This window comes from Geodermatophilus sp. SYSU D00758 (assembly GCF_054049955.1).
On the sequence record NZ_JBJGYK010000030.1, the window covers coordinates 1 to 16795 of the forward strand.

The window sequence follows — 16795 nt, forward strand, 5'->3', positions numbered from 1 at the left end:
CCGGGTCGCCCGGGGGGGCAGGGCCCCCGGGTGTTTGGGGGGGTTGGGGGGGGGGGGGGGGGGGGGGGGGGCGGGGGGGGGCCGGGGGGGCCCCCCCCCCCCCCCGGCGGTTCAGGCCTGGATGCCGAGCTCCTGGCAGGCGGCGAGGAACTGGCCCTCGCACAGGTCGGCGGCCTCGACGAAGCCGTCGTCCACGACCTGCTTGACGTTGTCCCGGAACACCGAGACCGGCTCGAGCAGCACGGCGTTGACCTCCCGGTCGCCCTCGGGGTCGTTGACCGTGTCGTCCACCTGCGGCTCCTCGCCCTGGGCCAGCGCGATGGCCAGCTCGGCCAGCGCGTTGGCCTCCTCCTGGATCGGCTTGTAGACCGTCATGCACTGGTTGCCGGCGAGGATGTTCTGCAGGCCCTGGGTCGTGGCGTCCTGCCCGGTCACCGGCACCTGCCCGGCGACGTTGTTGCGGGCCAGGATCGAGATGACCGCGTTGGCCAGGCCGTCGTTGGCGGCCAGGACGCCGTCGATGTTGCCGCCCTGCTGGGTGTACATCTGCTCGAAGATGGTCGCGGCCTGCTGGTTGTCCCAGTCGGGCACGGCCTGCTCGGCGACCTGGGTGTACTGGGTCATCGGGTCGAGGACCTCGTGCGCCCCCTGCGAGAACAGCGTGGCGTTGTTGTCGTCGGGCGAGCCGTTGAGGAACGCGATGTTGGCCGGCTCCGGGCCCAGGCACTGGGCCAGCCCCTCCCCCTGCAGGCGACCGACCTGGGTGTTGTCGAAGGAGACGTAGTAGTCCGACTCGCCACCGAGGGTGAGCCGGTCGTAGTCGATGGTCTGCACGCCCTGCTGCTCGGCCTGACGCTGGATGGCCGCACCGGAGGCCGAGTCGAGGTTGGTGATGGCCAGGACGGTGACGCCCTCGGTGATCATCTGCTCGGCGATCGTGGCCATGCGCTGCGCGTCGCCCTGGGCGTTCTGGATGTCGTAGTCGATCCCGGCCTCCTCGAAGGCCTGCTCGAGCAGCGGGCGGTCCGCGGACTCCCAGCGATCGGAGGACGCGGTGTCCGGGAGGATGACCCCGATCCGGCCGGCGGACTCACCACCGCCACCACCACCGCCGCCGCCACCGCCGTCGTCCCCGCCGCACGCGGCCAGGCTGAACACGAGCGAGGCGGCCAGAGCCGTCATCAGGGGGCGGGGTCGCGCCATGGGGTTCCTGCCATTCGTCGTGGTCCGACACGTTCCGGCCGCAGAGTGTGGTCGCGCTCACACGGCGATGGCAACGGGGCGGACGCCTCGTTGCGGGAACGTGACCGTGCCGGCGCGGGACCTCCCCTCGGTGGGAGAAGCCCCCGCGCGGCGTGGACCACCGTCATTACCAGCGGGTAACTTGGGCACCCCGGTCGGTCGTACCGGTCGGTAACCACTCGCTGCGGAGGTCCCATGTCCCGCTCCCTGCGCGAGGTCGTCTTCGTCGACGGCGTCCGCACCCCCTTCGGCAAGGCCGGCCCTGAGGGCGTCTACGCCGAGACCCGCGCCGACGACCTCGTCGTCCGGGTGATCCGCGAGCTGCTGCGGCGCAACCCCGCGCTGCCGGCCGACCGGGTCGACGAGGTCGCGATCGCGGCCACCACCCAGATCGGCGACCAGGGCCTGACCATCGGCCGCACCGCCGCGCTGCTCGCCGGGCTGCCGGAGACGGTGCCCGGCTACGCGATCGACCGGATGTGCGCCGGCGCGATGACCGCGGTGACCACCACGGCCTCCGGCATCGCCTTCGGCGCCTACGACGTCGCCATCGCCGGCGGGGTCGAGCACATGGGCCGCCACCCGATGGGCGAGGGCGCCGACCCGAACCCGCGGTTCTTCAGCGAGAAGCTGGTCGACGGCTCGGCGCTCGTCATGGGCTCGACGGCGGAGAACCTGCACGACCGCTACCCGCACCTGACCAAGGAGCGGGCCGACGCCTTCGCGCTGGCCAGCCAGCAGCGGTACGCCAAGGCCGTGGCAAACGGGCAGATCGGCCCGGAGCTGGTCCCGGTCGCCACCCGCAGCGCCGAGCAGGGCTGGGGCTACGCCACCGCCGACGAGCCGCCGCGGCCGGGGACCACCCTCGAGGGCCTGGCCGGGCTGAAGACGCCGTTCCGGCCGCACGGGCACGTCACCGCGGGCAACGCCGCGGGCCTCAACGACGGCGCCACCGGCTGCCTGCTGGCCGCCGAGGACGTCGCCCGCGAGCTGGGGCTGACCGTCGGCATGCGGCTGGTCGGCTACGGCTTCGCCGGCGTCGAGCCCGAGGTCATGGGCGTGGGCCCGGTCCCCTCGACGGAGAAGGCGCTCGCCCGCACCGGGCTGTCCGTCTCCGACATCGGGCTCTTCGAGCTCAACGAGGCCTTCGCCGTCCAGGTGCTGGCCTTCCTCGACCACTTCGGCATCGCCGACGACGACGAGCGGGTCAACCCGTGGGGCGGCGCCATCGCCGTCGGGCACCCCCTGGCCTCGTCCGGTGTCCGGCTGATGACCCAGCTGTCCCGCCAGTTCGCCGAGCGGCCCGACGTCCGGTACGGCCTGACCGCCATGTGCGTGGGCCTCGGCATGGGCGGCACCGTGATCTGGGAGAACTCGAACTGGGAGGGCTTCGACAAGTGAGCACCACCGTCCTCGCCGACGAGGTCGTGACCCGGGCGCTGGTCCGGTACCTGCGGGTGCCCGCCCTGGCCGGCGAACTGGCCCTGATCACCCTCGACAACGGCCACGACCACACCCGGCCGTCCACCTTCGGCCCCGGCGGGCTGGCGTCGCTGGACGCCGCGCTCGACGAGATCGCGGCGCGCACCCCGGCGCCGGCGGCCATCGCGGTCACCGGCAAGCCGTTCGTCTTCGCCGTCGGCGCCGACCTCTCCGGCGTCCCGGCGATCACCTCGGCGGCCGACGCCCGGGAGATCGCCGAGACCGGCCACCGGGTGTTCCGCCGGCTCAAGGACTCCGCGATCCCGACCTTCGCCTTCGTCAACGGGGTGGCGCTCGGCGGCGGCCTGGAGCTGGCGCTGCACTGCCACCACCGGACCATCGCCACCACCGCCGCGGTCGCCTTCCCCGAGGTCTTCCTCGGCCTGGTGCCCGGCTGGGGCGGCACCCAGCTGCTGCCGAACCTGATCGGCCCCGACCCGGCGGTCACCGTGATCGTCGAGAACGCCCTCGCCCAGAACCGGATGACCCCGGCGCCGAAGGCCGCGGAGCTCGGCATCGCCGACGCCGCGTTCCAGCCGGCCGACTTCCTCGAGCGGTCGATCGAGTGGGCGGCCGGCGTCCTCACCGGGGACGTCGAGGTCCGGCGTCCCGAGGTCGACCGCGCGGCCTGGGACGACGCCGTCGCGCGCGCCCGCGGGATCGTCGCCGCCCGCACCCGCGACGCCTCCCCTGCAGCCCTGCGGGCGGTGGAGCTGCTCGACCGGGCGCGGGCCGGGGTGGAGGGCGAGGCGTTCACCGCCGGCACCGCGGCGGAGGACGACGCGCTGGCCGAGCTGCTCATGAGCGATCCGCTGCGGGCCTCGCTGTACTCGTTCGACCTGGTCAACAAGCGGGCCAAGCGGCCGGCCGGCGCCCCCGACCGGTCGCTGGCCCGGAAGGTCACCGCGGTCGGCGTCGTCGGTGCCGGCCTCATGGCCTCCCAGCTCGCGCTGCTGTTCGTGCGCCGGCTGGAGGTGCCCGTCGTCCTCACCGACGTCGACCAGGCCCGCGTCGACAAGGGCGTCGGCTACGTGCACGGCGAGCTCGACCAGCAGGCCGCCGCCGGCAAGCTGTCGGCCGACCGGCTCAACCGGCTCAAGGCCCTGGTCACCGGCTCGCTGGACAAGGCGGCCTTCGCCGACGCCGACCTGGTGATCGAGGCCGTGTTCGAGGAGATGTCGGTCAAGCAGCAGGTGTTCGCCGAGGTGGAGGCGGTCGTCTCCCCCGAGTGCGTGCTGGCCACCAACACCTCCGCGCTGTCGGTGACCGAGATGGCCTCCAAGCTGGAGCACCCGGAGCGGGTGGTCGGCCTGCACTTCTTCAACCCGGTCGCGGTGCTGCCGCTGCTGGAGGTGGTCCGGGCCGAGCGGACCGACGACGCCACGCTGGCCACCGCCTTCGCCGTCGGCAAGCAGCTGAAGAAGTCGTGCGTGCTGGTCGCCGACGCGCCGGCGTTCGTGGTCAACCGGCTGCTCACCCGGTTCCTCGGCGAGGTCACCGCGGCCGTCGAGCAGGGGACGCCGGTGGCCGTGGCCGACCGGGCGCTGGACCCGCTGGGCCTGCCGATGACGCCGTTCGAGCTGCTCACGCTCGTCGGCCCGCCGGTGGCCCTGCACGTGGCCGAGCGCATGCACGAGGCCTTCCCCGGCCGGTTCGCCGTCGGCGAGGGGCTGCGGAGGATGGTCGAGCTCGGCAAGTCCTCGGTCTACTCCGAGCCGGGCGTCGTCGACCCCGACCTGGCGGGCATCGGCCATGGCTCCCCCACCCACCCCACGCCGCTCACCGAGGAGCAGGTCCGGGAGCGCGCGGAGCGGGCGCTGGCCGAGGAGATCGGGCTCATGCTCGACGAGGGCGTCGTCCAGGCGGTGCAGGACATCGACCTGTGCATGCTGCTGGGCGCCGGCTGGCCGTTCTGGCTGGGCGGCATCTCCGCCCACCTGGACCGCACCGGCGTCTCCGAGGCGGTCACCGGCTCCCGGTTCCTCCCGCGCGGGGTGGCGTCCCTGCCGGCCTGAGGGGCCCGGCCGATGACCAGGTGACCCGGTCGTCGCCGGTCCTGGCTCACCACCGTGGGAGGACCCCGTCCTCCTCACCGCTCGCAGGCTCGCGGCGAGCCTCTGGACGGGGCCGGGACCGGCGACGGTGAGCCAGGACCGGCGGCGAGCCCCGGGGATCGCCGGCCGCACCGCGGAGGCGCCGTCCTCACCGCGCACGGCGCGGCCGACCACCGCGAGGCGAGGACGGCGATCACGGCGCGGCGCACCCGGTCCCGCCGCGAGCCGCCACGGGGCCTCAGCGGAACTTCTGCGTGAGGCTGTCCATCGTCCGGCCCACCGAGGCGATCTTGACGTGCGAGATCCCGGCGGTCGCACCCGCCGCGAGCATCGCCTCGTGCGCGGCCCGCAGGGTGGCCCACACCGCGTCGGCGTCCCCCTCGAGCGTGGTGCCCAGCGCACCCACCTCGTGGCGCAGGCCCGAGGCCTCGATGACGGCGATGGCCGCCTCGACGTGCGCGTGCGGGTCCTCGGGCGTCCCCGCCGGTGAGGGCGCGACCTGGATCTCGGCGATCACCTGCACGACGTCCTCCAGTCCGATGGCGGTCCGGCCCTCCTGCCGAGCGGCCCCCGTGCCGGGCCCGGCCCGCCCCGAGGCCCCGAGGCGTGTGGCAGGAGGGTGGTCCTACTGCTGCGCCCCGTCCACCGGGGCGACCACGCCGCCCTCGGTCCGTTCGGCGAGCACGGCGGTCCACTCGGCGATCCGGCGGGCGACGTCCTGCTCGGTGAGCCCGGCGTCGGCGAGCACCTGCCCGCGGCTGCCGTGCTCGAGGAAGGCCTGCGGCAGGCCCAGCGTGCGCACCGGGACGTCGCACTGCCGGTCCTGGAGCTCGCGGGTGAGCGCGCTGCCCACCCCACCGGCGCGGCCGCCGTCCTCGACGGTGACCACCAGCCGCGCCCCGGCCGCCATCTCGACGAGGTCCTCGGGGACCGGCAGCACCCAGCGGGGGTCGACCACGGTCACCTCGATGCCGTGGTCGGCGGCCCGCTCCGCGACCGCCTGGCACATCGGCACCATGGAGCCGACCGCGACGAGCAGCACGTCCGGCCGCTCGTCGCCCCCGTGGCCGGCACGGCGCAGGACGTCGACCCGGCCGCGGCGCTCCAGGGCCGGGATGTCCGGGGGGAGGGTGCCCTTCGGGAAGCGGACGGCCGACGGCCCCTCGGTGACCGCCACCGCCTCGCGCAGGGCCTCCCGCAGGGTCGCCTCGTCGCGCGGCGCGGCCAGGTGCAGGCCGGGCACGACGGAGAGGATGGACATGTCCCACATGCCGTTGTGCGAGGCGCCGTCGTCGCCGGTGACCCCTGCGCGGTCGAGCACGACGGTCACCGGCTGGCGGTGCAGGGCGACGTCCATGAGCAGCTGGTCGAAGGCCCGGTTGAGGAACGTCGAGTAGACCGCGACCACCGGGTGCAGGCCGGCCATCGCCAGCCCGGCGGCCGAGGTGAGCGCGTGCTGCTCGGCGATGCCGACGTCGAAGGTCCGCTCGGGGAAGCGCTCGGCGAAGGGCGCCAGCCCGGTCGGGTGCAGCATCGCCGCGGTGATCGCCACGACGTCGGCCCGCTCGGCGCCGATCCGCACCAGCTCGTCGGCGAAGGCGTCGGTCCAGGCCAGGCCGGCCTTGCGCGCGCTCGTGCCGCTGTCGGGGTCGAACACGCCGGTGGCGTGCCAGGCGTCGACCTGGTCGGTCTCGGCCGGCGGGTAGCCGAAGCCCTTGGTGGTGACGGCGTGCACGATGACCGGCCCGCCGAAGGACCGGGCCCGCCGCAGCGCCGACTCCAGCGCGCGCACGTCGTGGCCGTCGACCGGGCCGACGTACTTCAGGCCGAGGTCCTCGAACATGCCCTGCGGGGAGAGGACGTCCTTGAGGCCCTTCTTGATGGCGTGCAGGGCGTCGAACAGCGCCGAGCCCACCACCGGGGCGCGGTTGATCGCCCGCCGCACCTGCAGCAGCGCCTGCTCGTAGCCGGGGCGCAGCCGCAGGGTGGCCAGCGCGTCGGCCACCCCGCCGATGGTCGGGGAGTAGGAGCGGCCGTTGTCGTTGACGACGATGACGACCGGGCGGTCCTTGTCGGCGGCGATGTTGTTGAGCGCCTCCCAGGCCATCCCGCCGGTCAGGGCGCCGTCCCCGATGACGGCCACGACCGGACGGCCGTCCCCGCGCACGGCGAACGCCTTGGCCAGCCCGTCGGCGTAGGACAGCGAGGTGGAGGCGTGGCTGTTCTCGACCCAGTCGTGCTCGCTCTCGGCCCGGCTCGGGTAGCCCGAGAGCCCGCCGCGCTGGCGCAGCCGCTCGAAGCCCTCGACCCGGCCGGTGAGCATCTTGTGCACGTAGGACTGGTGGCCGGTGTCGAAGACGATCGGCTCGCGGGGCGAGTCGAAGACCCGGTGCAGGGCGATGGTGAGCTCGACGCAGCCGAGGTTGGGGCCGAGGTGGCCGCCGGTCCGCGCGACGCTGGTGACCAGGGCGTCGCGGATCTCCGCGGCCAGGGCCGGCAGCTGGTCGGCGGGCAGCGCACGCACGTCGTCGGGTGTGCGGATCGATCGCAGGAGCGACACGAGGGGTCGGCGTCCTCTCCGTCGGCGGCAGGTCCACGGCGTCGGAACGGCCGCCGACCAACTGTAGTCGCGGTTCGCACGGTCTTCCGGTCGAGCGCCGGACCCGGATGCAGGGTTCGGGCGCGGGCCCGGTCAGAGCCGGGGCACCCACCGCTCGCCGCGCAGCGCGCCCGCGACGACCCCGACCGCGCGGGCCGCCGCGGCCAGCCGGGCGCCCTCGCGCTCGTAGGCGCGCATCGCCGCCTCCATGGCGTCGGCGGGCAGCTCGTCGGCGAGGTCGACCCGCACCGTCCGCCAGCCCGCCCGGGCCGCCTCCAGCCCGGCGGTCACGTGGTCACGGGCGAAGCGGGCCAGCAGCACCGGGTAGCGCCGCAGCACCTCGTGCGCCCGGTAGTCCGGCGGCACGAGGTCGAACAGCCAGGCCACCGCGCTCTGCTCCCAGTCGGGGGCACCGGGCGGGCGCACGGCGTCCGGCCAGCCCGGCGGCAGCGTCTGCTCCACCGGCCCAGTGTGCCACCGGGTCGAACGTGCGTTCGACGGCGAGATCCGCTACGCCGAGGTGGGCCGCTTGAGCCAGAACTGCTCGAACCCCCAGGTGCCGGCCCCGCTCGAGTGGTAGCTGACCAGCTCCCAGCCCTCGCTGCCCAGCCGGTTGAGCACCGAGCTGGTGTCGCCGCTCTGGCGTTCCAGCTGCCCTCCGGGGAGCTTGACGCTCACCCCCGCGCGGTTGGACTCCGCTTCGTTGGCCGTGATGACCGAGGCGTACTCCCAGGTGGTCACACCGGAGACGGTAGCCCGTGGCCTCCGCGGACCGACGCGGGACGGGGTCGGTGCGGGGTCAGGGTGCCCACGGCCGCGGGGGCGACCCGGACGGGTCCCGCGCTCACCCGGGCCGGCGAGGGGCCGCCCGCGCGTGGCGGACGGCCCCCGGGTCAGGGGCGCCGCGCCGGCACAAGCAGCGCCACGCACTCCACGTGGGCGGTCATGGGGAAGGCGTCGAAGGCGCGCAGGGCGGCGAGCCGGTACCCCCCGGCCGCGAGGGTCGCGACGTCGCGGGCGAGGGACGCCGGGTCGCAGGCCACGTAGACGAGCGCCCGGGCACCGGTCCCGGCCAGCACCCGGCTGACCGCCGTGCCCGCGCCGGCCCGCGGCGGGTCGAGGACGACGACGTCCGGGCCGCCCACCTCGGCCAGCAGGTCCTCGAGCCCCGGCGCGTCGACCTCGCCCTGCCAGACCTCGGCCTGCGGCAGCGCGGCCAGGTTGGCCTCCGCGGCGGCGCACGCGGCCGGGTCGGCCTCGACGCAGAGCACCCGGCCGCCCTCCCCCACGCCGGGGGCCAGCGCACCGCCGAACAGGCCGGCGCCGGCGTAGAGGTCCAGCACCGTCTCCCCCGGGGTCACGCCGGCGAACCCGGTCACGGCGCTCACCAGCGCGTCGGCGGCCGCGGGGTGCACCTGCCAGAACCCGGTGCCCTCCACCTCCCAGTCCCGGCCCGCGGCGGCCCGCGACGCCCGCCCGGCCGGCGGCTCGGGGCCGTCGGCGCCGAGCACCCGGGTGGAGCGGGCGGCACCGCGGCGGTCGAGGCGGGTGGTGGTCACCGTCCCGCGCGCGTCGACCGCGACGTCCACTGCGCCGTCACCGGGCCAGGTGCACCCCAGGACGGCGTGCGCCGCGGGCTCGGCGGTGATCGGGCAGTCGTCGAGCACCTCGACCTCGTGCGACCGGTGCCGGCGCAGGCCCGGACGGCCGTCCCGGTCGACGGCGAACCGGGCCCGCGAGCGCCAGCGCAGGGGACCGCCGGGGAGCTCCTCGACCACGAGACCGGTCAGCAGCGGGTCGTCGGCGGGCAGGCCGCCGAGCCGGGTCAGCTGCTCCCGGACGACGGCCGCCTTCAGGTCCCGCTGCGCGGCCGGCGCCACGTGCTGCCAGTCGCAGCCGCCGCAGCGGCCGGGCCCGCTGTGCGGGCAGGGCCGCTCGACCCGGTCGGGGGCGGCGGCGAGCACGCGGACGGCGTCGGCCCGGCAGAAGGCGGGCCGGCGGTCCTCCGTCACCCGGACCACCACGCGCTCCCCGGGCAGCGCGTGCCGGACGAAGACGACCCGGCCCTCGTAGCGGGCCACGCAGTGCCCGCCGTGGGCGACGGGGCCGACGGTGACCTCGAACTCGCGCCCGGTCCAGCCCTGCCCCCGGGCATCCTGGCGCCCACCGCCGCGGCCCCGTGCCGAGGAGGACGGGGTCCCCTCGCGGCGGGGGGACGGGCGTCGTCGCTCAGCCATAGGGTGTCGCCTGCGACTCGTCCTCGGCGAGGCCCCGGCGCAGGTCCCCGGGCGCCGGTCCGGTGGCGCGCAGCCCGGCGTCCTCCCGCCCGATCGAGCTCTCCAGCTGCCAGGGCACCGTGGTGATCATGACGCCGGGCTGGAACTGCAGCCGGGCACGCAGCCGGAGCGCGCTCTGGTTGTGCAGCACGTTCTCCCACCAGTGGCCCACCACGTACTGCGGGACGAACACCACCACCAGCTCGCGCGGGCTCTCCCGGCGGATGCCCTTGACGAAGTCGACGACCGGCCGGGTGATCTCCCGGTACGGCGACTCCAGCACGGTGAGCGGCACCGGGATGTCGTAGCGCTCCCACTGCGCCTGCAGGGCCCGCGTCTCGTCGTCGTCGACGTTGACGGTGAGCGCGGTGAGCTGGTCGGGCCGGGTGGCGCGGGCGAAGGCGAGGGCCCGCAGGGTCGGCTTGTGCACCTTGGACACCAGCACGACCGCGTGCACCTTGCTGGGCAGCATCCGGGAGTCGGTGTCGGGCGCCAGCTGCTCGGCGACGTGCGAGTAGTGCCGGTAGATCGCCCGCATGAGGACGATGAGGAACGGCATGGAGACGAGCACCAGCCATGCGCCGTGGACGAACTTGGTGACCACGATGATCACCAGCACGGTGCTGGTCAGCACGGCGCCGGTCAGGTTGATCGCCTGCGAACGGCGCATCCGCCCCCGCTCGCCCGGGTCCTCCGTGGCGCGCAGTTCCCGGTTCCAGTGCCGGACCATGCCCCACTGCCCGATGCTGAAGCTGATGAAGACCCCGAGGATGTAGAGCTGGATCAGCTGGGTGACCGACGCGTCGAAGACGACGATCAGCAGGGCGGCGAACCCGGCCAGCAGCAGGATGCCGTTGCTGAAGGCGAGCTTGTCCCCGCGGGTGTGCAGCTGGCGGGGCATGAACCGGTCCTGGGCGAGCACCGAGCCCAGCAGCGGGAAGCCGTTGAACGCGGTGTTCGCCGCGAGGATCAGGACGGCGGCGGTGAACGCCTGCACGGCGAAGAACCCGACCGACTGAGGTCCGCCGAAGGTGGCCGCGGCCACCTGGGCGATGACCGTCCGCTGCGGCGCGGTCTCGCAGTCGGCGAAACCGACCAGGTCGCAGGGCGTCTCCGCGTACCGGACGCCGGACAGCAGCGCCAGCGCGGTGATGCCGGCGAACATCGTGGCCGCCACGCCACCCATGAGGGCGAGGGTGGTGGCGGCGTTGCGGCTCTTGGGCGGCCGGAAGGCCGGGACGCCGTTGGCGATCGCCTCCACCCCGGTCAGCGCGGTGCACCCGGAGGCGAACGCCCGCAGCACGAGCAGGACCAGCGCCAGACCGCCCACTTCGGCGTACCCCGCCTCGGGGGTGATCCCGTACCCGGCGCTCTCGGCGCTCAGCCCGTCGCCGAGGAAGTGCCGCACGAGGCCGGTGACGATCATCAGCAGGATCGCGGTGATGAACAGGTAGGTGGGGGCGGCGAAGGCGCGGCCGGACTCCCGCACCCCGCGCAGGTTCAGCGCGGCGAGCAGGGCGACCAGGCCCAGGGCGATCACCACGCGGTACTCGTTGAGGACGGGGAAGGCGGAGATGATGTTGTCGGTGCCGGCCGAGACGGACACCGCCACGGTGAGCACGTAGTCGATCAGCAGCGCGCTCGCCACGACCAGCCCGGCGAACTGGCCGTGGTTCTTCATGGCCACCTCGTAGTCGCCGCCGCCCGACGGGTAGGCCCGGACCACCTGCCGGTAGGACGCCACCACCGTGATCAGCAGCAGCACCACGCCGACCGCCAGCCACGGGGTCAGGAAGAGGAACGCCGTCCCGGCGAGGGTGAGGATGACCAGCAGCTCCTGGGTGGCGTAGGCCACCGAGGAGAGCGGGTCGCTGGCGAAGACGGGCAGCGCGAGGCGCTTGGGGAGCAGCGACTCACCGAGCCGGTCGCTGCGGACGGCACGACCGACGATCAGGCGTTTCGGCAGTTGTCCGAGGTCGGACAGGTGAGGCACGGCGGCGATGGTACGGAGCCCGCGCGCCCCCGCGCCGCTCCCCGAGGGGTGAGTTCCGGCGCTGCGGACGGCGGCCGGTCACCCCGCCGGGTGTAGCTTCGCGCCCGGACCGCGCCGGGATCCGCCCGGCGCCGGCGGACCGGGAGCGGGGAGTCGTCCAGTGCACGTGGTCGTGATGGGCTGCGGCCGCGTGGGGTCGGCCATCGCCCGCCGGCTGGAGGAGATGGGCCACAGCGTGGCCGTCATCGACCAGGACCCCGAGGCCTTCCGCCGGCTCGGCCCGGACTTCAACGGCCGCCAGGTCACCGGGCTGGGCTTCGACCGGCAGACCCTGCTCGACGCGGGCATAGACTCCGCGGGTGCGTTCGCCGCGGTCAGCAGCGGCGACAACTCCAACATCATCAGCGCGCGGGTGGCGCGGGAGACCTTCGGCGTCCAGCACGTCGTGGCCCGCATCTACGACTCCAAGCGCGCCGAGGTCTACGAGCGCATGGGCGTGCCGAGCGTGGCCACGGTCCCGTGGACGGTGAACCGGCTGCTGCGCGAGCTCCTGTCGGTCAAGGTCAGCGAGCTGTGGCGCGAGCCCAGCGGTCAGGTCGTGCTCGTCCGCGTGACCGTGACCGAGGTGTGGGTCGGCCGCAAGCTCGCCGAGCTCGAGGCCGCCTCCGGGGCCCGGGCCCCCTGGATGGTGCGGTTCGGGGAGGCCGTCATCCCGACCGCGGGCACGGTCCTGCAGGACGGCGACCAGCTCGTCCTCGCCGCGACCGACGCCATCACCCCGCGGCTGCACGAGGTGGTCGAGCGCGGTCCCCAGGGAGGGGTGTCCTGATGCGCGTGGCCATCGTCGGCGCCGGCGCGGTGGGCCGGTCCATCGCCGGGGAGCTGCTCAGCAACGGGCACACCGTGATGCTCATCGAGAAGGACGGCCGCAAGGTGCGCACCCGCGCGGTGCCCGGCGCCGAGTGGGTGCAGGCCGACGCCTGCGAGGTGTCCTCGCTCGAGGAGGCCCAGCTGGCCACCTGCGACGTGGTGGTGGCCGCGACGGGTGACGACAAGGCCAACCTGGTCGTCTCGCTGCTGGCCAAGACGGAGTTCGCGGTCAACCGCGTCGTCGCCCGGGTCAAGGACCCGCGCAACGAGTGGCTCTACACCGAGGCCTGGGGCGTCGACGTCGCCGTCTCCACCCCCCGCGTGCTCGCGGCGCTGGTCGAGGAGGCGGTCACCGTCGGCGACGTCGTCCGGCTGATGAGCTTCCGCAAGGGCGCGGCCAACCTCGTCGAGATCACCCTCGCCGAGGACACCCCGTGGGTCGGCCGGCCGCTGCGGGACGTGCCGCTGCCGCGGGAGACGGTGCTCACCGCCATCCTGCGCGGCGAGCGGGTGATCACCCCGAGCCCGGACGAGCCGCTGGAGGCCGGTGACGAGCTGCTGTTCGTCACGCACGCCGACGTCGAGGAGCAGCTGCAGCAGGTCCTCTCCCCCGCGTCCGCCGGCTGACGCAGGACCCCGCTCACCCTCCCCTCCCGTCCGCCGTCCCCCTCCGCCGTGATCATGGGCGTCTTGCCGGGGACACGGGTCGACACGCCGGACGAGCCGGCCACAACCCCGTGATCACCGCGGGGATCGGGCGCGGGCCCGGAGGTCAGGCGGCCGGGCGCGCGGCGTGGCCGTCGTCCCCCTCGCCGGGCGGCTCGGCACCGGCCGGCTCCACCCGGTGCCGGTGCAGCCGGGCCACCACCCACAGGGTGAGCAGCAGTTCCGCGGCGGTGACCGGCAGCCCGAGCACCAGCGAGACGGTGCCCAGCAGCTCCACCTCGTCGGCGCGGTAGAAGACCCACTGCACCACGACACGGACCAGGAAGGTCCCGCCCCAGAGCAGGGTCAGCCAGCTGTAGGCCCGCAGCATCCGCGGGTCGTCCCGCCAGTGCCGCTCGGCGACGGGGTCCCGAGGGCGGGCCCCGGTCCGCGGGTCCGGTGGCGGGCGGTGGTGGAGGGTCGCGTTCACCCGGTCGATGCGGCGGCGCAGCCCGGGCAGCGAGTGCGACGCCATGGCGCCCAGGTGGCTGGGGGCGAGGAACTCGGCGACCACGCCGACCAGCGGCCAGCGGACGGCGATGGACCCGATCAGCACGATGCCCAGCGCGGCGTTGCGGATCAGGCCGGGGACGAAGAAGTCGCGGGCCTGCCCCGACCAGGCGGCGATGCCCACCGCGACGGCGACCCCGAACACCCCGCTGAGGGCCTGCTGCACGCTCTCGCGGCGCGCCAGCCGCAGGCTGAAGACCAGCAGCGCAGCCCCCAGCGCGCTCCAGATCCCGACCCGCAGGCCGCCCAGTGAGTTGGCGACGATGAAGGCGATGGTCGGCAGCGTGGCGTCGAGCATGCCGCGCCAGCCGCCGAGCTGGTCGAGGACGAGGTGGCGGTCGAAGACGACCGTGTCGTCGGGCGGCGCGGCGTCCCCCGGGGAGGGGCGCCCCTCCCCCTCGGGCCGATCGGTCACCCGGCGCTCAGCTCGTACCGCGGGTTGTAGATGACCTGGCGGCCGTCGAAGGACCCGAACCGACCGCAGGCGGTGAGGCGGCGGCCCGGCTCGATCCCGGGGATGCGGCGCCGGCCCAGCCACACCAGGGTGACCGACCCCGAGCCGTCGAACAGCTCGGCCTCGAGGGTCGGGACGGTCTCCCGCGGGGTGTAGACCACCGACTTGAGCCGACCGGTCACGGTCACCACCGCACCCTTGCGGCAGGCGCTGACCGCCTCGCAGCCGGCGGTGGCCGACTCCTCGCGGAGCCGCTCCGCGTCGATGGTGTGGTCGTCGGCGGTGAGCCGCTGGAGGGTGCGGGCGAGCCACCCTCCCGGACGGGTCTGTGTCACGGTTCGAGGGTAGATCGGCCGTCGCGCTCCTGGCCGCGGTGGCACAGCCAGTCGCGCGCGAGGGCCCACGGCCGGCTACCCGGGTCGATGAGCACCATGTGGTCGGCGCGCTCGACGAGGTCGACCCGGACCCGGTCGCCGGCCGCGGTGGCGGCGTCGGCGTACCGGCTGCTCTGCTCCGGCGCGACGCGGTCGTCGGCGGTGCCGTGCACGCAGAGCACCTCGGCCCCGGTCGGCAGCAGCCGCACCGGGTCGGCGGCGGCGTACCGGTCGGGGACGTCGTCCGGGCCGCCGCCCAGGAACGCCGCGACCGCGCCGTCCCCCATGCCCTGCCGGGCCGCCCGCGCCAGGTCGAGCACCCCGGCCTGCAGGACGGCCCGCGCGACGCGGACCCGCGGGCCGGCGCCGGGGGCCCCGGGCGGCAGCCGGTGCCGCCCGGCCGCCCAGGCGGCGAGGTGCCCGCCGGCGGAGTGCCCCACCACCGCGACCTCGTCGACGACGAGGCGGCCGTCGAGGGAGAGGCGCTCGTCGAGGTCGGCGAGCGCGTCGAGCGCCGCGGCGACGTCGGCGAGGGTGTGCGGCCACCCGCCCCCGGCTCCGACCCGCCGGTACTCGACGGCGACCGCGGCGAGACCGGCCGAGGCGAGGTCCGCGGCCAGCGGCCGGGCGAGCTCGACGCCGTACGCGGCCCGCCAGAACCCGCCGTGCAGCACGACGGCGACCGGGGCGGGACCGTGCCCGGCCGGCAGCGTCAGCTCGAGGAACTGGTCGGGGTGCGGCCCGTAGGCCACGGTGCGGGCGCTCACGCGGTCGGCGGGGCGGGCGGCGTCGCCGGTGGGGCGGGCGGCGTCGCCGGAGGTGCGGCGGTCGGTGGTGCGGCGGTCGGTGGTGCGGCGGTCGGTGGTGCGGCGCGGGGCGGGGCGGCGGCCGGTGCCGGGCGCGGGGCGCCGGCCGGCGGCCGCACGCCGGGCCGGGCCGCCTGCTGGCGGGCCGCGGCCTGCGCGGCGATCTGCGCGGCCGCCTGCGGCGGGAGGGTCAGGGGCAGCTGTTCGCGCACCGGCATGGGTTCGGACCCGCGGACGACGACGATCTGCCGGAAGGCCTCCTCCAGCGCCCCGGCCGCCTCCGGGCCGGCCGCGGCGGGCCCGGTGATCATGCCGCGGAGGAACCAGCGGGGGCCGTCCACGCCGAGGAAGCGGGCGGGCCGGCGGACCTTCTGCGCCGGCGCGTTCTGGCCCGGCTGCGGCAGCGGCGTGGCCAGCACCGTGCCGGCCAGCTCGGGGCCGAACGGGCCGTCGACCTCCCGCAGCGAGCCGCCCTGGCCGGAGGCGCTGCGGGCGAGGTCGGCGCGGACGTCGTCCCAGATCCCGGCGGCGCGGGGCGCGGCGAAGGCCGACACCTGCAGCAGCGACTCCCCCTGCCGGAGGGTTGCGCCGACCACCTTCTGCTGCGGGTTGACGTCGACCCGCAGCTCGGTCCCCGGTATGGCGGGCACCCGCAGGGAGCCGAGGTCGACCCGGGCGAGGCCGTCGTCCGGGGCGTCGGCCTCGTCCCAGGGGCCGGTGGTCTCCTCCACCTCGCGCGGCCGGTGCTGCGGCTCCGGCGGCACCCCGCGCTCGCGGAGGCTGCGGTCGATCCGGTTGCGTCGCCGTCCGAACGGCATGTCAGGGGCGTCCCTTCGCAGAGGTCTCGGCGTGCCCGCCGGTCGACCCGTGCCCGCCCGTGCCGCGCGCGCTGGCCGGCAGCTCCTCGACGGGCACGAACCGTGCCCGCACCACCGGCTGCACGACCAGCTGGGCGACCCGGTCGCCGCGGCGCAGGGTGAGGGGCGTGGTGGGGTCGAGGTTGACCAGGTTCAGCTTGATCTCCCCGCGGTACCCGGCGTCGACGGTGCCCGGGGCGTTGACCAGGCTCAGCCCCAGCCGGTGCGCCAGGCCCGAGCGGGGGTGCACGAACCCGGCGTAGCCCTCCGGGATGGCCACGGCCACCCCGGTGCCCACGAGCGCCCGCTGCAGGGGGGCCAGCTCGAGGTCGCAGGCGATGGCCAGGTCGGCCCCGGCGTCCCCGGGGAGGGCGTACGCGGGGACGACGGCCTCCGGGGACAGCGTCACCGGGACCTCCACCTCGGGCCCCGGCGCGGCGGGGCGGGGAAGGGTGGCGTCGGGCACGTCGGCGACCCTAGTCGCGGGCGCGGACCCGGCGCCGGAGGGCAGGGCGCGGACCCGGCGCCGGAGGGCAGGGCGCGGACCCGGCGCCGGAGGGCAGGGCGCGGACC

The 16795-nt window shown here is 75.5% G+C and carries 16 protein-coding genes; 4 read left to right on the plus strand and 12 right to left on the minus strand.

Annotated features, from left to right (window positions below):
- Positions 1–111: 111 nt before the first annotated feature.
- Positions 112–1182: a sugar ABC transporter substrate-binding protein gene (locus ACI8AC_RS18720; RefSeq protein WP_456899346.1), complete on the minus strand. Its 1071-nt coding sequence runs from the start codon at positions 1180–1182 to the stop codon at positions 112–114.
- Positions 1183–1437: 255 nt separating this feature from the next.
- On the opposite strand from ACI8AC_RS18720, the gene ACI8AC_RS18725 reads away from it, so the two are divergent.
- Both ACI8AC_RS18725 and ACI8AC_RS18730 read left to right on the plus strand, forming a co-directional pair.
- A complete protein-coding gene (locus tag ACI8AC_RS18725; RefSeq protein WP_456899347.1) occupies positions 1438–2643 on the plus strand; it encodes a thiolase family protein in 1206 nt (401 codons plus the stop codon).
- A complete protein-coding gene (locus tag ACI8AC_RS18730; RefSeq protein WP_456899348.1) occupies positions 2640–4739 on the plus strand; it encodes a 3-hydroxyacyl-CoA dehydrogenase NAD-binding domain-containing protein in 2100 nt (699 codons plus the stop codon). Before ACI8AC_RS18725 ends, ACI8AC_RS18730 begins: the two co-directional genes overlap by 4 nt.
- A 277-nt stretch (positions 4740–5016) precedes the next feature.
- On the opposite strand, the gene ACI8AC_RS18735 is transcribed toward ACI8AC_RS18730, so the two are convergent.
- From ACI8AC_RS18735 to ACI8AC_RS18760, 6 genes are all read right to left on the minus strand, one after another.
- Positions 5017–5301, minus strand: a complete 285-nt coding sequence (locus ACI8AC_RS18735) for a thiamine-binding protein (RefSeq protein ID WP_456899349.1) — start codon at positions 5299–5301, stop codon at positions 5017–5019.
- A gap of 102 nt (positions 5302–5403) precedes the next feature.
- Entirely contained in the window at positions 5404–7338 is a 1935-nt protein-coding gene (gene dxs, locus ACI8AC_RS18740) for a 1-deoxy-D-xylulose-5-phosphate synthase (RefSeq protein WP_456899350.1), read from the minus strand.
- Positions 7339–7470: 132 nt separating this feature from the next.
- The gene (locus ACI8AC_RS18745) at positions 7471–7839 is read right to left on the minus strand and encodes a hypothetical protein (RefSeq protein ID WP_117379361.1); all 369 of its coding nucleotides are present in this window, start codon (positions 7837–7839) and stop codon (positions 7471–7473) included.
- 48 nt (positions 7840–7887) lie between these two features.
- Positions 7888–8118 (minus strand): DUF4177 domain-containing protein, encoded by a 231-nt coding sequence (locus ACI8AC_RS18750; RefSeq protein ID WP_456899351.1) that lies wholly within the window; start codon positions 8116–8118, stop codon positions 7888–7890.
- A 152-nt stretch (positions 8119–8270) separates the two neighbouring features.
- Positions 8271–9614, minus strand: a complete 1344-nt coding sequence (locus ACI8AC_RS18755) for a class I SAM-dependent RNA methyltransferase (RefSeq protein WP_456899352.1) — start codon at positions 9612–9614, stop codon at positions 8271–8273.
- Positions 9607–11646, minus strand: coding sequence for an APC family permease (locus ACI8AC_RS18760; protein ID WP_456899353.1), 2040 nt, complete (start codon positions 11644–11646; stop codon positions 9607–9609). The genes ACI8AC_RS18755 and ACI8AC_RS18760 overlap by 8 nt, the downstream gene beginning before the upstream one ends.
- A 160-nt stretch (positions 11647–11806) precedes the next feature.
- On the opposite strand from ACI8AC_RS18760, the gene ACI8AC_RS18765 reads away from it, so the two are divergent.
- Together ACI8AC_RS18765 and ACI8AC_RS18770 are read left to right on the plus strand one after the other, a co-directional pair.
- Positions 11807–12475 (plus strand): potassium channel family protein, encoded by a 669-nt coding sequence (locus ACI8AC_RS18765; RefSeq protein WP_456899354.1) that lies wholly within the window; start codon positions 11807–11809, stop codon positions 12473–12475.
- Entirely contained in the window at positions 12475–13143 is a 669-nt protein-coding gene (locus ACI8AC_RS18770) for a potassium channel family protein (RefSeq protein WP_456899355.1), read from the plus strand. The genes ACI8AC_RS18765 and ACI8AC_RS18770 overlap by 1 nt, the downstream gene beginning before the upstream one ends.
- 145 nt (positions 13144–13288) lie before the next feature.
- Here the strand turns inward: ACI8AC_RS18770 and ACI8AC_RS18775 are convergent, their stop codons facing one another.
- The 5 genes from ACI8AC_RS18775 to dut are packed head-to-tail and all read right to left on the minus strand — an operon-like array spanning position 13289 to position 16688.
- Positions 13289–14146 carry a DUF3159 domain-containing protein gene (locus ACI8AC_RS18775; RefSeq protein WP_456899356.1) on the minus strand — a complete coding sequence of 286 codons (858 nt, stop codon included), beginning with the start codon at positions 14144–14146 and terminating at the stop codon, positions 13289–13291.
- On the minus strand, positions 14143–14520 hold the full coding sequence (locus ACI8AC_RS18780; protein ID WP_456899357.1) for an OB-fold nucleic acid binding domain-containing protein: 378 nt from the start codon (positions 14518–14520) through the stop codon (positions 14143–14145). Before ACI8AC_RS18780 ends, ACI8AC_RS18775 begins: the two co-directional genes overlap by 4 nt.
- Positions 14517–15326, minus strand: coding sequence for an alpha/beta hydrolase family protein (locus ACI8AC_RS18785; RefSeq protein WP_456899358.1), 810 nt, complete (start codon positions 15324–15326; stop codon positions 14517–14519). Before ACI8AC_RS18785 ends, ACI8AC_RS18780 begins: the two co-directional genes overlap by 4 nt.
- A complete protein-coding gene (locus ACI8AC_RS18790; RefSeq protein WP_456899359.1) occupies positions 15323–16183 on the minus strand; it encodes a DUF3710 domain-containing protein in 861 nt (286 codons plus the stop codon). The genes ACI8AC_RS18785 and ACI8AC_RS18790 overlap by 4 nt, the downstream gene beginning before the upstream one ends.
- Before the next feature lies 1 nt (position 16184).
- Entirely contained in the window at positions 16185–16688 is a 504-nt protein-coding gene (gene dut / locus ACI8AC_RS18795) for a dUTP diphosphatase (RefSeq protein ID WP_456899360.1), read from the minus strand.
- Between the last annotated feature and the right edge of the window lie 107 nt (positions 16689–16795).

What these genes read in the sequence shown, in the direction of transcription:
- ACI8AC_RS18720 (WP_456899346.1), bottom strand. Translation starts at nt 1,182, where the DNA reads ATGACGGCTCTGGCCGCCTCGCTCGTGTTCAGCCTGGCCGCGTGCGGC.
- ACI8AC_RS18725 (WP_456899347.1), top strand. Translation starts at nt 1,438, where the DNA reads ATGTCCCGCTCCCTGCGCGAGGTCGTCTTCGTCGACGGCGTCCGCACC.
- ACI8AC_RS18755 (WP_456899352.1), bottom strand. Translation starts at nt 9,614, where the DNA reads ATGGCTGAGCGACGACGCCCGTCCCCCCGCCGCGAGGGGACCCCGTCC.
- ACI8AC_RS18770 (WP_456899355.1), top strand. Translation starts at nt 12,475, where the DNA reads ATGCGCGTGGCCATCGTCGGCGCCGGCGCGGTGGGCCGGTCCATCGCC.
- ACI8AC_RS18790 (WP_456899359.1), bottom strand. Translation starts at nt 16,183, where the DNA reads ATGCCGTTCGGACGGCGACGCAACCGGATCGACCGCAGCCTCCGCGAG.